Here is a 13,333-nt window from a genome sequence, read left to right as displayed (position 1 = left end):
TTCCTTATTACGGAGGAACACGACAATGCGTCGTTTCAAATTTTCAGCTTGTTCCGGATTGTTAAAGAGCAAATATCTCAAACGTGACCCTGAGGCCAGTTTTGAGATACTTCGTGGAGACACCTTTCACCTGTCACCAAGCAAGTGGCGTCCCCTAGGGGATTCGAACCCCTGTTGCCGCCGTGAAAGGGCGGAGTCCTAACCGCTAGACGAAGGGGACACTGACGTGTCTCGACTTCGCAGCCGTCTTGCTTCTTTATCTTTCTATCAGACAATCTGTGTGAGCACTTCGCGGGAAAGTATCTTCAGGTAAGGAGGTGATCCAACCGCAGGTTCCCCTACGGTTACCTTGTTACGACTTCACCCCAGTCATGAATCACAAAGTGGTAAGCGCCCTCCCGAAGGTTAAGCTACCTACTTCTTTTGCAACCCACTCCCATGGTGTGACGGGCGGTGTGTACAAGGCCCGGGAACGTATTCACCGTGGCATTCTGATCCACGATTACTAGCGATTCCGACTTCACGGAGTCGAGTTGCAGACTCCGATCCGGACTACGACGCACTTTATGAGGTCCGCTTGCTCTCGCGAGGTCGCTTCTCTTTGTATGCGCCATTGTAGCACGTGTGTAGCCCTACTCGTAAGGGCCATGATGACTTGACGTCATCCCCACCTTCCTCCGGTTTATCACCGGCAGTCTCCTTTGAGTTCCCGACCGAATCGCTGGCAACAAAGGATAAGGGTTGCGCTCGTTGCGGGACTTAACCCAACATTTCACAACACGAGCTGACGACAGCCATGCAGCACCTGTCTCACGGTTCCCGAAGGCACTAAGGCATCTCTGCCGAATTCCGTGGATGTCAAGAGTAGGTAAGGTTCTTCGCGTTGCATCGAATTAAACCACATGCTCCACCGCTTGTGCGGGCCCCCGTCAATTCATTTGAGTTTTAACCTTGCGGCCGTACTCCCCAGGCGGTCGACTTAACGCGTTAGCTCCGGAAGCCACTCCTCAAGGGAACAACCTCCAAGTCGACATCGTTTACGGCGTGGACTACCAGGGTATCTAATCCTGTTTGCTCCCCACGCTTTCGCACCTGAGCGTCAGTCTTCGTCCAGGGGGCCGCCTTCGCCACCGGTATTCCTCCAGATCTCTACGCATTTCACCGCTACACCTGGAATTCTACCCCCCTCTACGAGACTCAAGCCTGCCAGTTTCAAATGCAGTTCCCAGGTTAAGCCCGGGGATTTCACATCTGACTTAACAGACCGCCTGCGTGCGCTTTACGCCCAGTAATTCCGATTAACGCTTGCACCCTCCGTATTACCGCGGCTGCTGGCACGGAGTTAGCCGGTGCTTCTTCTGCGGGTAACGTCAATCGACAAGGTTATTAACCTTATCGCCTTCCTCCCCGCTGAAAGTACTTTACAACCCGAAGGCCTTCTTCATACACGCGGCATGGCTGCATCAGGCTTGCGCCCATTGTGCAATATTCCCCACTGCTGCCTCCCGTAGGAGTCTGGACCGTGTCTCAGTTCCAGTGTGGCTGGTCATCCTCTCAGACCAGCTAGGGATCGTCGCCTAGGTGGGCCGTTACCCCGCCTACTAGCTAATCCCATCTGGGTTCATCCGATAGTGAGAGGCCCGAAGGTCCCCCTCTTTGGTCTTGCGACGTTATGCGGTATTAGCCACCGTTTCCAGTGGTTATCCCCCTCTATCGGGCAGATCCCCAGACATTACTCACCCGTCCGCCACTCGTCACCCGAGGAGCAAGCTCCTCTGTGCTACCGTCCGACTTGCATGTGTTAGGCTGCCGCCAGCGTTCAATCTGAGCCATGATCAAACTCTTCAATTTAAAGTTTGATTTGCTGAAACAAGTCCAGCGGTGCTCATCTGTAAAACGTCATAATGAATTTCATTATGTGTTCACTCGTGAGGCTTTGATATTTTTTACGTCCGGAGACGCTGATATCAATCCTGCGAGTGCCCACACAGATTGTCTGATAAATTGTTAAAGAGCAGTGCGAACAGCGGGTTAACCGTCTGTCGCGAGGTGGCGTATATTACGCTTTCCTCCTTCAGAGTCAACCTCTTTTTCAGAAGTTTTTCTCCGGCGGCTCAGTTGCCTGACCCTCTCAACACCGCATTCCGTAAGCCGTTGTGCCGTGTCAGTGGAGGCGCATTATAGGCAAATATTTTAGGCTGACAAGCGCTAATTCAAATAAATCTTTCGAGTGATTACTTTCCAGGCAATACGCTTTAAAAAAAGCCAAAACCACAGATTCCGCGTACAAAAAACGGGCGTAACGCCCGTTTTTAATAAATATGCCTTTACTGGTGGGCAGTAATGACATCGTCTTTTACGTCCATCTCTATCACTTTGCCCGGGACCAGCTCACCAGAAAGAATCTGCTGTGCCAGTGGGTTTTCTATCTGCTGCTGGATAGCGCGTTTCAGTGGACGCGCACCGTAAACCGGGTCATAACCGTTTTCGCCCAACAGTTTGATCGCCGCATCAGAGATATGCAGCTGATAGCCTCGGTCTTCCAGACGTTTGTACAGCCGCTGCAGTTGAATCTGTGCAATAGACGCAATGTGTTTCTCACCCAGCGGATGGAACACCACTACCTCGTCAATACGGTTCACGAACTCTGGACGGAAATGTTGACCCACTACGCCCATCACCAGATTTTTCATCTCGGGATAATTCAGATTGCCGAAACGTTCCTGAATTAAATCTGAGCCCAGGTTAGAGGTCATGATCACGACCGTATTGCGGAAATCAACGGTGCGCCCTTGTCCGTCCGTCAACCGGCCATCATCCAGAACCTGCAGCAAAATATTGAAGACATCGGGATGCGCCTTCTCGATTTCATCCAACAGGATCACAGAATAAGGACGACGGCGAACCGCTTCAGTCAGATAGCCGCCCTCTTCATAGCCGACATAACCCGGAGGTGCGCCCACCAGCCGCGACACAGAATGTTTTTCCATAAATTCTGACATGTCGATACGAACCATCGCATCGTCACTGTCGAACAGGAAGTTAGCCAGTGATTTACACAGTTCCGTTTTACCCACACCTGTTGGGCCCAGGAACAGGAACGACCCGACAGGACGATTAGGATCGGCCAGACCTGCGCGGCTACGGCGAATGGCATTGGAAACCGCTTCAACCGCTTCATCCTGTCCGATGACTCGTGAATGCAGTTCCTGCTCCATACGCAGAAGTTTGTCGCGCTCCCCTTCCATCATCCGGGCGACCGGAATACCGGTCCAGCGCGCCAGAACATCGGCAATCTCAACGTCCGTTACGCGGTTACGCAGCAGCTTCATCGTCTTGCCTTCAGACTGTGTAGCGGAAGCCAGCTGTTTCTCCAGCGCCGGGATCTTGCCGTACTGCAGTTCAGACATCTGTGCCAGATCGCCTGAGCGACGTGCCTGCTCAAGGGTAAGGCGCGCCTGCTCCAGCTCCGCTTTGATATTCTGCGTGCCGGTCAACGAGGCCTTTTCCGCTTTCCACTCTTCTTCCAGCTCGGCATATTCACGCTCTTTCTGGTTTAGCTCGGCTTCCAGCATATCCAGACGTTTGACGCTGGCATCATCAGATTCTTTCTTCAACGCCTGCTGTTCCAGCTTCAGCTGAATAATACGGCGCTCCAGACGATCCAGTGCTTCCGGCTTGGAGTCAATCTGCATACGGATACTGGATGCCGCCTCATCAATAAGGTCAATCGCCTTATCTGGCAACTGGCGATCGGCTATGTAGCGATGAGAAAGCGTTGCTGCCGCGACGATAGCCGGGTCAGTGATCTGCACATGATGGTGCAACTCATAACGCTCTTTCAAACCCCGCAAAATCGCGATGGTATCTTCAACGCTGGGCTCTGCCACAAACACTTTCTGGAAACGGCGCTCCAGCGCTGCGTCTTTCTCGATATACTGGCGATATTCGTCCAGCGTGGTAGCGCCGACACAGTGTAACTCGCCGCGCGCCAGCGCAGGTTTCAGCATATTGCCGGCGTCCATTGCACCATCTGCTTTACCCGCGCCCACCATGGTATGCAGCTCATCAATAAACAGAATGACGTTGCCTTCCTGCTTAGACAGGTCGCTGAGCACGCCTTTCAGACGCTCTTCGAATTCACCACGGTATTTAGCCCCTGCCACCAGCGCGCCCATATCCAGTGCCAGCACACGGCGGCCTTTCAGCCCTTCCGGCACTTCACCATTGATAATGCGCTGCGCCAGCCCTTCGACGATGGCGGTTTTACCTACGCCGGGCTCACCAATCAACACGGGGTTGTTTTTAGTACGACGTTGCAGTACCTGGATGGTACGGCGAATCTCTTCATCACGCCCAATCACCGGATCGAGCTTGCCTTTCTCGGCGCGCTCGGTGAGATCGATCGTATATTTCTTTAAAGCCTGACGCTGATCTTCAGCACCCTGATCGTTCACGTTGTCGCCTCCACGAAGTTGTTCAATCGCTTTGGTGAGCTTTTCGTTGGTGACGCCTGCGGATTTCAATATGTCCGCCAGCGAGCCACGTGAATCCAGGGCTGCCAAAACAAATAATTCTGATGAGATAAAGTTGTCGTTGCGCTTCTGTGCCAGCTTATCGCACAGGTTAAGCACTCGGATCAGGTCGGATGATGGCTGCACATCTCCGCCGCTGCCTTCTACCTGCGGCAAACGGTCAATAGCCTGATCAATTTGCGTACGTAACGATGCTACGTCAGTACCGGCTGAGGACAACAGGGGCGCAACGGAACTCCCTTCCTGCTTGAGCAACGCGCTCATCAGGTGCAAGGGTTCAATAAACTGGTTATCCTGTCCTAAAGCCAAAGACTGCGCGTCGGACAGAGCGAGTTGAAATTTATTAGTAAGACGATCCAGACGCATAATTCCTCCCATTACAGGTCAAATGCTACTGGAGATTAAAATGAGGTCATTCCTCAAATATTCAAGGTTAATGACCTGAAAAAGGACTAAAAAACGCGCTGTCTGGATCGTCTTACGGGCTAAGACTATAACAGCCAAATTAAAGTTGCCATACGGCCGGTGATGCCATCCCGACGATAGGAGAAAAAATCGTCCTGCTCGCTAAAGGTACAACGTGAATCCGCACTCACTGATTTCACGCCTGCAGCATGGAGCCGCTGACGGGCCAGTAGCCAGATATCCGCGTAGAATTTTTCCCCCGCCGGACGAAAAGCGGCAGCTGCCTCAGGATCGTGATTCATAAACGCGCGACGCACTTCTGCACCGACTTCGAACGCATCAGGACCAATGGCCGGCCCGAGCCAGGCGTGAATATTGCCGGGCGCAGCCTGAAACTGTGCCAGGGTATTTTCCAGTACGCCGCCACACAGCCCGCGCCATCCTGCATGAGCCGCAGCAACTTCACGGCCGTCATCCGAACAAAACAGCACAGGCAGGCAGTCAGCCGTCATGATTGCACATACCACGCCCGTTTCCCGCGTAATACAAGCATCTGCCTGTCGCGGCGCGGTTCCCCCTGCGCTCAGGCAGGCAACGTCGGTTGAATGAACCTGCTCCAGCCACTGCGGCATCGCGGGCAACGCCGCAAGCGCTATCAGCCGCTCACGGTTGGCTGCCACATGATGCAGCTTGTCACCGACATGGCTGCCGAGATTAAGCGAACGCCAGTTCCCCTCGCTCACGCCGCCCTGCCGTAATGTTGAGACGGCACGCACCCGATCGGGTGCCGGCCATTGTGGAATAATCAGGCTCATAGCCAGTCCAGCTGATCCTTGAACATCTCTGTATCCGCTTTCAGCGCATCAATCAGATCAATCATGTCCTGAGGTATCGCGGCATGGAATTCCATCTCAATCCCAGAGATAGGATGGTAAAGCCGGAGCATCGTCGCATGCAGCGCCTGGCGATCAAACCCGCGCAGCGTGGTAATAAAGTCTTCCGATGCGCCTTTTGGCGGACGCGGACGGCCACCGTAAAGCGGGTCGCCCACCAGAGGATGATTAATATGCGACATATGCACACGGATCTGGTGCGTACGGCCGGTTTCCAGGCGCAGACGCAACCGCGTATGAGCACGGAAATGCTCCATGATGCGATAGTGAGTGACAGCCGGTTTCCCCATGGGATGCACGGACATATGCGTACGTTTAGTCGAGTGACGGCTAATCGGTTCATCGACCGTGCCGCCAGCAGTCATCGTACCGATGGCGACCGCTTCATATTCACGTGTAATTTCACGGCGCTGAAGGGCGTCGACAAGGTGCGTTTGCGCCGGGACGGTTTTCGCCACGACCATCAGCCCGGTTGTATCTTTGTCCAGGCGATGAACGATGCCCGCGCGCGGCACATCGGCAATGGCGGGATAGTGATGCAGCAGCGCATTGAGTACGGTGCCATCAGGATTGCCCGCGCCCGGATGCACCACAAAGTCACGTGGTTTATTGATGACAATGATATCTTCATCTTCGTAGACGATATCCAGCGGGATATTTTGGGGTTCCCAGCGCTGCTCTTCTTCGATCTCAGCATCGATGGTCACGCGCTCGCCGCCGAGCACTTTTTCTTTCGGCTTATCAGTCACAGTGCCGTTGACACTGACGCGCTGGTTAAGGATCCACTCTTTTATGCGGGAACGTGAATAATCAGGGAACAATTCCGCCAAAGTTTGATCTAAACGTTGTCCGAGTTGTGATTCGGATACCGTTGCGGTGAGTTGAACTTGTTGTGCCATATACAGCTTCTTCGTTAACGTTGGGTTTTACGGCGATGCCGTTTAATATAATGTGCTATCGTACCTGGTCATTACCGGGAGCTATACGGACAGCTTCCGCCATAACATTTTGAGGATAATCACTTCGTCATGACGCGTATGAAATATCTGGTGGCTGCAGCCACACTGAGCCTGGCACTTGTTGGTTGTTCCGGCTCAAATGACGCGGTACCGGACAACCCGCCTTCTGAAATCTATGCTACAGCGCAACAAAAGCTGCAGGACGGTAACTTTAAAGCGGCGATTAAGCAACTGGAAGCGCTGGATAATCGTTACCCATTCGGTCCCTATTCGCAGCAGGTTCAGTTGGATTTGATCTACGCGTACTATAAAAATGCCGATCTGCCGATGGCGCAGGCTGCCATCAGCCGCTTTATGCGTTTAAATCCTACGCATCCTAATATCGATTACGTCATCTATATGAAAGGGCTGACGGATATGGCGCTGGATGATTCGGCATTGCAGGGCTTTTTCGGCATCGACCGTTCCGATCGCGATCCTACCCATGCTCGTGATGCATTCCGCGACTTTGCACAGCTGCTGCGCAGCTATCCAAACAGCCAATATGCAGCCGATGCCTATAAACGTCAGGTCTATCTGAAAGACCGTTTGTCAAAATATGAGCTTTCAGTGGCGCAATTCTATACCAAGCGTGGGGCCTATGTCGCGGTTGTTAACCGTGTTGAAGGCATGATGCGCGATTATCCGGACACGCAGGCGACGCACGATGCGTTACCGCTGATGGAAAACGCCTATCGCCAGTTGCAACTGAACGCCGAGGCGGATAAAGTCGCAAAAATTATCGCAGCAAACAACGACTGAGACGTTCGCGCGTTGAGCCACAAAAAAAGCAGCCCTGGAGGCTGCTTTTTTATGCGCATAAAACAGGCAAAATGTTGATTTACCTGTTGAGCTAACTTATCAAGAATGCCTTGATAAGGTGTTAGCTTCAAGGCTTTTCGGCCACATTCTCGCCCTTTCTCACAATTTGCTGTAGTTGACAAAAAGTGACATTTTTTTGTGATCAAAATCACACATCTACAGAGATATCGCGCTATGCTGGATCTATTCAGACGGCAATCACAGAGAGGTAAGCATAATGATCGTGAATATTACCAGTAAGCAAATGGAAATTACTCCAGCCATCCGTGAACACGTCGAAGACCGTCTCGCCAAGCTAGAAAAGTGGCAAACCGACCTGATTAACCCGCATATCGTTCTGTCGAAAGAATCCAAAGAGTTTGTGGCAGACGCCACGATTAATACGCCAAACGGTACACTGGTCGCCAGTGCCAAACATGACGATATGTACACTGCTATCAACGATCTGATAGGAAAACTCGAGCGCCAACTTAATAAAGTGCAGCACAAATCTGAAGCGCGCCGCGCGGCCACCAGCGTTAAAGACTTTACCCCCGCCGCCGAAGAGTAAGTTTTGTCCTCACCTTCCTGACGCGCCTACGGGCGCGTTTTTTGTTGACAGCTTTTCATCTGTGCGGTTACTCTCAGAACAGCTTATTTTTGGAACCTGTCATGAAAACACTGTCGTTTTTCTTCGCTTTCTTTTTTACCTTCCCCTGACTGGGAGGCCATTCGTCGTGTAAAAAGAAAGCGAAGACGAACAACAAAGCCTCCCAACCGGGAGGCTTTTTTATTGGATAGCTTACAGGTGAGCCTTATGACCCCGGACAATCCGCTTCTGGCACTGCGTGATAAAATCAGCGCCGTTGATGAAAAACTACTGACGTTACTTGCTGAACGGCGTTTGCTGGCTGTGGAGGTTGCAAAGTCGAAGCTGGCAACGCACCGCCCTGTCCGCGACGTCGAACGTGAACGCGCACTGATTGAGCACCTCATCGTACTGGGTAAAAAACATCAGTTGGATGCGCACTACATTACCCGCCTGTTTCAGTTAGTGATTGAAGATTCGGTTCTGACTCAGCAGGCCTTGCTGCAAAAAAACCTCAACCATACGCATGCTCATGCGGCCCGCATCGCCTTCTTGGGCCCGAAAGGCTCTTACTCTCATCTGGCTGCCCGTCAGTATGCCGCGCGTCATTTCAGTAACATGGTTGAATGCGGTTGCCTGAAATTTCATGACATTATCAAACAGGTGGAGAATAACGCGGCGGATTACGCCGTCTTACCGATCGAGAATACCAGCTCCGGTTCAATCAACGATGTGTACGACCTGCTGCAACAGACCAACCTCTCTATCGTAGGGGAACTGACGCTTCCGATTGAGCACTGCATGTTGGTCAGTAGCCAGAGCGACCTGGAACAGATTGAAACGGTCTACAGCCATCCGCAGCCTTTTCAGCAGACCAGCCACTTCATTAACCGCTTCCCGCACTGGAAGATTGTCTACACCGAAAGCACCGCCGCTGCCATGGAAAAAGTGGCCGCGCTCAACTCACCTAAGGTCGCGGCGATCGGTAGCGAAGCCGGTGGCGAACTGTATCAGTTACAGGTGCTGGAGCGTAATCTGGCCAACCAACAGCAGAATCACACACGCTTTATTGTCCTGGCCCGTAAGCCCATCGAAGTATCCGATCAGATTTCGGCGAAAACGACGCTGATCATGGCAACCGGCCAGCAGGCGGGTGCACTGGTTGACGCACTGTTGGTCTTGCGCCAGCACAACCTGATTATGAGCAAACTGGAATCCCGGCCTATCAACGGTAACCCGTGGGAAGAGATGTTTTATCTGGATGTGCAGGGCAATCTGCAGTCTCAAAAGATGCAGCAGGCATTAGAAGAGCTGAGGGCAATGACGCGTTCGTTAAAAGTACTTGGCTGTTACCCCAGCGAAAATATTATTCCCGTTGAACCCGACAAGTAATCAGTAAAAAGGCATCCAACTGGATGCCTTTTTAGCTTATGGCCGGCTGTCGTTCGCCGAGCGCAGCAGGCTTCGGCTCTCAACCAAAAAGCGTTTGGCGTGATCGCCAAACCACTCTTCTACCCGGTTGAAGCTGGCAATAAAGGCGTTTTTATCACCTTGTTCCAGCAGGGCAATGGCTTCACCAAAGCGCTGATAATAACGTTTGATAAGGTTCAGGTTATTTTCAGACGACATAATGATATCCGCGTACAGCTGCGGATCCTGTGCAAACAGGCGCCCCACCATTGCCAGCTCAAGCCGGTAAATGGGCGAGGACAAAGCCAGGAGCTGATCAAGATTGACATTCTCTTCAGCCAGGTGAAGGCCATAAGCAAAAGTCGCGAAATGGCGCAGCGCCTGGATAAATGCCATGTTCTGATCGTGTTCTTCTGCCCCAATGCGATGCAGGCGCGCTCCCCAGACCTGTATCTGCTCCAGAAACCACTGATAGGCTTCCGGCTGCCGCCCATCGCACCAGACCACAACCTGCTTGGCAAGACTGCCGCTGTCCGGCCCGAACATAGGATGCAGACCGAGTACCGGTCCCTGATGCGCCGCCAGCATCGCCTGTAGGGGGCGATTCTTGACGGACGCCAGATCCACCAGAATACAGTCATCCGGCAGCGCAGGGAGTTGTTGAATCACCTGCTCGGTCAGATGGATAGGCACGCTGATGATCACCATACCGGCATCGCTGAACAGCGTTTCCGCCCGATCCCAGTCATCTTTATCCAGCGTTTTTACCTGGTAGCCTGACAGCGTCAGCATTTTATTAAACAGGCGTCCCATCTGGCCATTACCGCCGACGATCACCACCGGACGTAACTCGGGACGCAGGGTTTTAAACCCTTTATCATTTTCGCTGGTATAGGATTCTCGCATGACGCGGCGCAATACGTCTTCAATCAGATCGCCAGGCACGCCCAGCGCTTCTGCCTCTTTGCGACGGGACGCCAGCATAGAAGCTTCCCGCTCCGGAACATAGATTGGCAAACCATGGCGGCTTTTAACTTCGCCGACTTCCGCTACCAGTTCCAGACGTTTTGCCAGTAGATCCAGCAGTGCTTTATCTACCTTATCAATTTGTTCGCGTAATGCCGTTAATTCAGCCACCATTGCCCACTACACCTCGTGTGAAAGACGCGCCGACAGAACCTCGTTTAGCTCATCATGCATTTCGTGCAGTAACGCCTCGGTGACGTTCCAGTTGATGCAGGCATCGGTAACAGAGACGCCGTACTTCATCTCACTGCGCGGCTGCTCGGAAGACTGATTGCCTTCGCTAATGTGGCTTTCCAGCATCAGGCCAATAATCGAACGGTTGCCTTTCTTGATCTGATCGATGGCCGACTGCGCGACGCCAGGCTGACGGCGGTAGTCTTTATCAGAGTTACCGTGGCTGCAATCTATCATTAAGGCCGGGCGGAGTCCCGCTTTAAGCATGGCCGTTTCACATTGTGCCACGTCTTCCGGACTGTAGTTTGGTGCTTTGCCGCCGCGTAAAATAACGTGCCCGTCAGGATTTCCCTGTGTTTGCAACAGGCAAACCTGGCCTGACTGATTGATACCCACAAACCGATGAGGCATTGCCGCCGCGCGCATGGCATTTATCGCCGTCCCCAGGCTGCCGTCGGTACCGTTTTTAAAGCCCACCGGCATTGACAGGCCTGAAGCCATTTCACGGTGGGTTTGTGATTCCGTCGTGCGTGCGCCAATCGCCGACCAGCTAAAAAGATCGCCCAAATATTGCGGGCTGTTTGGATCCAGCGCTTCCGTCGCTAACGGCAAGCCCATATCGACAAGATTCACCAGCAACTCACGGGCAATGTGCAAACCCGCTTCCATATCAAATGAGTTATCCATGTAAGGATCGTTAATTAACCCCTTCCAGCCAACGGTCGTGCGGGGTTTCTCAAAGTAGACGCGCATAACAAGGTACAGTCGATCTTTCACCTGCTCAGAGAGGCTTTGCAGACGACGCGCATAATCCAGAGCCGCTTCTGTATCGTGAATTGAGCATGGGCCACAAACCACTAACAGGCGGGAATCACGGCCTGCAATGATATCCGCAATCGTCTGGCGCGAGGCGGCGATTTGCGCCTGCTGCGCATTGCTCAACGGGAATTTCGTTTTAAGCTCTTCGGGAGTAATCAACACCTGCTCATTGGCGATATGAACATTGTTTAACGCGTCTTTTTGCATCGTCCTGTCCTTTACACTCATTTATGCGGTCACGGGATCCTCATGGAGGAGAGATGAAACTGTATCATAATGAGTACACTCGACAATCCCTTATGTACACTTTATTTACCATCAAAAATAAAACACCTGAAAATATCAATAAAATATATTTAATATCAATGAATTAAAAAATAAAAACACAATCAGTCAGGCTGTCATTGTGTAAACATAAATATACATAGCATCTGTTCCACCACCGAAATCCCCCTGTTAATATTGATACGTTAACTGACAAGGACGAAAACATGACCCAGACCACCGCAGCCATTCGCCTGCGTCCTTTTGATCTAAGCGATATTGAGGCCTTCACCGTAGCCGTTAATGACTCTTTGGATACGTTATTGCCCTGGATGAGTTGGGCGCATCCGGATTATCAGCCGGATGAAGCCGAAAGCTGGATTCGCTTTACACACTTACAACGCGCACTTAAAGAAGCAGAAGAATTTGCCATCGTGGATGCCCAGAACCGCCTGTTAGGTGGTGCAGGCTTTCGCTTTGCTAAAAAACCGGGAGAGTTTTGCGCTTTGGGGTACTGGGTTCGCAGTGACGCGCAATGTCAGGGTGTTGCCACGCAAGCGGTAAAGCTGTTACTGGAATTTGGCTTTGCGCGCCCGGATGTACAGACAATAGAACTGCTGGCGGTGGAGAATAACTTCGCCAGCAGACGTGTAGCGGAAAAGAGTGGCGGGCGCTTTATCGATTACCGTTATGGTTTAATTGTTTTAGACAGCGGGCCGGTCAACGCGGCGATCTATCATTTCCAGCGCCCCTCATGAAAAGGCATGAGATCGTACTCAGCGGTCGTAGGCCTCAACATAAGCGACAAGCCAGCTGTTAACGTCTATGGTTTTCCCGGTATTACGCAGAATGATAATGCCGGATTCGATCCGGACCAGTTCGAATGCGCGCATCTCTCTGTGGAAATGACAATAGCCTTTGATAAACATCCCATCGCAGGACTCCACATCCACGCGCCGGTAAGCCACCTTACCCTCGTAGTCAAAATAGCTGAAGCCGATCTCTTTTAGACTCAGCCAGGGCATATCAACCTCGACCAGGGGCACATGCGCCGTCACCGCCGTGGACGTTTTGTTCTTACGTGCCAGTTCCTTTTTGTGTTCGCGGCCTGCCCAAACAAGGATCACGTTAGCCGCCACAAAGATAAGGGCCGGACCATACAACCCCAGCGCAAGAAAAAGGGGAAACAACACGAATCCCATGCTTACCCAGACTGCGGTCAGGCAGCGGCAAAGCCACTTATGCTTGTTGCCTTCAAGTGCATATCGGGCTGAATAGAATGAGGCGAGCGAAAATATAAAGCCGGAAACTAAAAAAACGACGTCTTTCAAAACCTGTCCTTAGGGCAATGAGATTGAATAAGAGAATAATCGGTTGTGTCCGATGACGAGCAGATTGCGTTACGCAGCATCCCGGCGG

At 52.2% G+C, this 13,333-nt stretch carries 11 protein-coding genes, 1 tRNA gene, 1 rRNA gene and 1 other annotated feature; of the genes, 5 read left to right on the top strand and 8 right to left on the bottom strand.

Annotated features, from left to right (window positions below):
- Positions 1–145: 145 nt before the first annotated feature.
- The 5 genes from P9J57_RS05100 to rluD form a co-directional block, all read right to left on the bottom strand.
- Positions 146–220 (bottom strand) — tRNA-Glu (locus tag P9J57_RS05100).
- 90 nt (positions 221–310) lie between these two features.
- Positions 311–1,851 (bottom strand): 16S ribosomal RNA (locus P9J57_RS05095).
- 476 nt (positions 1,852–2,327) lie between these two features.
- The gene (gene clpB / locus P9J57_RS05090; protein ID WP_014605184.1) at positions 2,328–4,901 is read right to left on the bottom strand and encodes an ATP-dependent chaperone ClpB; all 2,574 of its coding nucleotides are present in this window, start codon (positions 4,899–4,901) and stop codon (positions 2,328–2,330) included.
- 125 nt (positions 4,902–5,026) lie between these two features.
- Positions 5,027–5,755 carry a purine nucleoside phosphorylase YfiH gene (gene yfiH / locus P9J57_RS05085; RefSeq protein WP_028715714.1) on the bottom strand — a complete coding sequence of 243 codons (729 nt, stop codon included), beginning with the start codon at positions 5,753–5,755 and terminating at the stop codon, positions 5,027–5,029.
- Positions 5,752–6,732: a 23S rRNA pseudouridine(1911/1915/1917) synthase RluD gene (gene rluD / locus P9J57_RS05080; protein WP_013026884.1), complete on the bottom strand. Its 981-nt coding sequence runs from the start codon at positions 6,730–6,732 to the stop codon at positions 5,752–5,754. The genes yfiH and rluD overlap by 4 nt, the downstream gene beginning before the upstream one ends.
- 129 nt (positions 6,733–6,861) lie before the next feature.
- Here rluD and bamD point away from each other — a divergent pair, with 129 nt between their 5' ends.
- From bamD to pheA, 4 genes are all read left to right on the top strand, one after another.
- Positions 6,862–7,593, top strand: coding sequence for an outer membrane protein assembly factor BamD (bamD, locus tag P9J57_RS05075; RefSeq protein ID WP_013026885.1), 732 nt, complete (start codon positions 6,862–6,864; stop codon positions 7,591–7,593).
- A gap of 277 nt (positions 7,594–7,870) precedes the next feature.
- Positions 7,871–8,203: a ribosome-associated translation inhibitor RaiA gene (raiA, locus tag P9J57_RS05070; RefSeq protein ID WP_013026886.1), complete on the top strand. Its 333-nt coding sequence runs from the start codon at positions 7,871–7,873 to the stop codon at positions 8,201–8,203.
- A gap of 100 nt (positions 8,204–8,303) precedes the next feature.
- Positions 8,304–8,427: a sequence feature (Phe leader region), on the top strand.
- On the top strand, positions 8,305–8,352 hold the full coding sequence (locus P9J57_RS05065; RefSeq protein WP_193372328.1) for a hypothetical protein: 48 nt from the start codon (positions 8,305–8,307) through the stop codon (positions 8,350–8,352). Its footprint overlaps the feature before it by 48 nt.
- Positions 8,428–8,449: 22 nt before the next feature.
- Positions 8,450–9,613: a bifunctional chorismate mutase/prephenate dehydratase gene (gene pheA, locus P9J57_RS05060; protein WP_194761696.1), complete on the top strand. Its 1,164-nt coding sequence runs from the start codon at positions 8,450–8,452 to the stop codon at positions 9,611–9,613.
- 36 nt (positions 9,614–9,649) lie between these two features.
- Here pheA and tyrA read toward each other — a convergent pair whose 3' ends face one another.
- Together tyrA and P9J57_RS05050 are read right to left on the bottom strand one after the other, a co-directional pair.
- Entirely contained in the window at positions 9,650–10,771 is a 1,122-nt protein-coding gene (gene tyrA / locus P9J57_RS05055) for a bifunctional chorismate mutase/prephenate dehydrogenase (RefSeq protein ID WP_105080805.1), read from the bottom strand.
- Positions 10,772–10,777: 6 nt separating this feature from the next.
- Complete coding sequence (locus P9J57_RS05050; protein WP_483279407.1) at positions 10,778–11,857, bottom strand: 3-deoxy-7-phosphoheptulonate synthase; 1,080 nt, start codon at positions 11,855–11,857, stop codon at positions 10,778–10,780.
- 284 nt (positions 11,858–12,141) lie between these two features.
- Between P9J57_RS05050 and P9J57_RS05045 the strand changes: the two genes are divergently transcribed.
- Complete coding sequence (locus P9J57_RS05045) at positions 12,142–12,672, top strand: GNAT family N-acetyltransferase (RefSeq protein WP_014594414.1); 531 nt, start codon at positions 12,142–12,144, stop codon at positions 12,670–12,672.
- A gap of 18 nt (positions 12,673–12,690) precedes the next feature.
- On the opposite strand, the gene P9J57_RS05040 is transcribed toward P9J57_RS05045, so the two are convergent.
- A complete protein-coding gene (locus P9J57_RS05040) occupies positions 12,691–13,245 on the bottom strand; it encodes a hypothetical protein (RefSeq protein ID WP_019104712.1) in 555 nt (184 codons plus the stop codon).
- Between the last annotated feature and the right edge of the window lie 88 nt (positions 13,246–13,333).

The organism is Pantoea sp. nfd-35, from assembly GCF_056892255.1.
The sequence above is the reverse complement of the archived record's forward strand: the minus strand, read 5'-3'. Positions and strand labels throughout refer to the sequence as shown.

What these genes read in the sequence shown, in the direction of transcription:
- clpB (WP_014605184.1), bottom strand. Translation starts at nt 4,901, where the DNA reads ATGCGTCTGGATCGTCTTACTAATAAATTTCAACTCGCTCTGTCCGAC.
- yfiH (WP_028715714.1), bottom strand. Translation starts at nt 5,755, where the DNA reads ATGAGCCTGATTATTCCACAATGGCCGGCACCCGATCGGGTGCGTGCC.
- rluD (WP_013026884.1), bottom strand. Translation starts at nt 6,732, where the DNA reads ATGGCACAACAAGTTCAACTCACCGCAACGGTATCCGAATCACAACTC.
- bamD (WP_013026885.1), top strand. Translation starts at nt 6,862, where the DNA reads ATGACGCGTATGAAATATCTGGTGGCTGCAGCCACACTGAGCCTGGCA.
- raiA (WP_013026886.1), top strand. Translation starts at nt 7,871, where the DNA reads ATGATCGTGAATATTACCAGTAAGCAAATGGAAATTACTCCAGCCATC.
- pheA (WP_194761696.1), top strand. Translation starts at nt 8,450, where the DNA reads ATGACCCCGGACAATCCGCTTCTGGCACTGCGTGATAAAATCAGCGCC.
- tyrA (WP_105080805.1), bottom strand. Translation starts at nt 10,771, where the DNA reads ATGGTGGCTGAATTAACGGCATTACGCGAACAAATTGATAAGGTAGAT.
- P9J57_RS05050 (WP_483279407.1), bottom strand. Translation starts at nt 11,857, where the DNA reads ATGCAAAAAGACGCGTTAAACAATGTTCATATCGCCAATGAGCAGGTG.
- P9J57_RS05045 (WP_014594414.1), top strand. Translation starts at nt 12,142, where the DNA reads ATGACCCAGACCACCGCAGCCATTCGCCTGCGTCCTTTTGATCTAAGC.